This is a genomic window from Acinetobacter sp. YH16038 (assembly GCF_013417275.1).
Classification (GTDB): domain Bacteria; phylum Pseudomonadota; class Gammaproteobacteria; order Pseudomonadales; family Moraxellaceae; genus Acinetobacter.
This window is the reverse complement of record NZ_VPEG01000138.1, coordinates 1-1,633: the sequence shown is the minus strand read 5'-3', so window position 1 is coordinate 1,633 and position 1,633 is coordinate 1. Positions and strand designations below refer to the sequence as shown.

Sequence of the window (1,633 nt, the reverse complement as noted above, 5' to 3'; positions counted from 1 at the left end):
AGCCCTATAGTTCGTCTTAATCCAATGAGTGAATCTAGTAAATTTACTATTACTGCTAAAGACTTTGCTGAAGCATGTGATATCGAACTAGGCAGTGCCTACTCTCAATTAAAAAGAGCTGCTGATGATCTTCGTGGAAGATACTTTTCTTACATAAATACAAAAGGTAATCGCGTGTCGGTTCACTGGGTAATTCGTATTGAATATGCAGATGGAAAAATAAGCTTTTACTTCACAAATGAAGTCCTGTTTATGTTGTCTATATTTAATAACAATCATCCATACACAAAGTTTACAATTAAAGAAGTTTTACAGCTAAGAGGATCCCACTCCATCCAGCTTTATCAATTATTAAAACAATACGAAAATATAGGACACAGAGATTTCAAAGAAGAAGAGTTCAGAAATATATTCGAGTTACAAAATAAGTATTCCTTGCTTTGGAATTTAAAAAAAAGAGTTATCGTACCAGCGGTATCAGAAATTAATAAATCTACTGAACTACAAGTATCTTTCTCCAACCTTAAAGATGGCAAAAAAATTACAGGTTTTAGATTCGTAATTGGAAAAAAAGAAACTACGAAGCCTTCTAAAGAAAAGAAAAAAGAAAAGCCTCTTACAGTTAGCCAAATTGATTTGTTCTCAAACAAACTTGCCTATGACTCAGCTTTTGCGAACCAATATAGTGAAGTTGGTGAGAGTTATGAGGATTTTGCTAAACGAATTGCTAATCAGCTAATAGACCCTGCAAAAGTAAGAGAATATATGCCTTACTTAAAGCAGTTAGGATTCAAGTCATTAAGTTAATTGACACTGTCAATTGAATAGTCAATTATTAACATGACTTGATAACAACTTTACAACTATGAAAAAGCTATCAGTATCGGAACTTGCAAAGCTATATGGATATTCACGACAAGCTATATATGCTCATATTAATAAAGGAAATTTATCTAAAAGCTCAGATGGTTTGATTGACTTTGCAGAGGCACTTAGAGTCTTTGGAGAACCACAAAACAAAAATGTAACTGTCAATCAAAGTAAATCAACTGACAGTCAAAACTTAACAGAAATTGACATGCTAAAACGTCAAGTTGACATGCTTGAACGTCAATTAAACCAATCAATTTTGCGAGAAAATCAGTCTTTAGAGAGAGAAAACTTCTACCAAGAACAAATCGAAGCAATGCAACGCCTACTGGAAGCCCCAAAACCTCCAAAGGTAGAAGATCCAACACCAGTTGCAACACCCCAAGAGACTGTTGAACCAAAAGAAGAAGCTGAGATTCAGACTGAGATCCAAGAGCCTAAGAAGCGAATTCCAGTACCAGAGCATATTGAACCTGAACCTGAAAAAAGGGGCTTTTGGAGCCGTTTTTTTAGACCCTATGATTAACAAAAATTATTTAATTAAAATGAATAAAACCGTGGAACATTGATCAGTAAGTAAGCGTGGAACATGAAAAATCATAAAAAAAGCCCATTCGAGGGTGAATGGGCTATAAAACTTGAATCAACAAATTGAATTATAACACAATTTCAAAAGCATTGCGTATAAGGTGTATTATGTTAATTTTAGAAAATCTTCACTACTATTATTTTAAAATAAGCCTTATATCCAAGCATAAAACAA

The 1,633-nt window shown here is 33.5% G+C and carries 2 protein-coding genes; both read left to right on the top strand.

Annotation, left to right across the window (positions count from 1 at the left end; all coding sequences use genetic code 11):
• The coding region (locus tag FTV34_RS17335; protein WP_180070898.1) for a RepB family plasmid replication initiator protein at positions 1-807 on the top strand (807 nt) is incomplete at its 5' end.
• 58 nt (positions 808-865) lie between these two features.
• Positions 866-1,396: a plasmid replication DNA-binding protein gene (locus tag FTV34_RS17330; RefSeq protein WP_180039210.1), complete on the top strand. Its 531-nt coding sequence runs from the start codon at positions 866-868 to the stop codon at positions 1,394-1,396.
• Positions 1,397-1,633 lie beyond the last annotated feature (237 nt).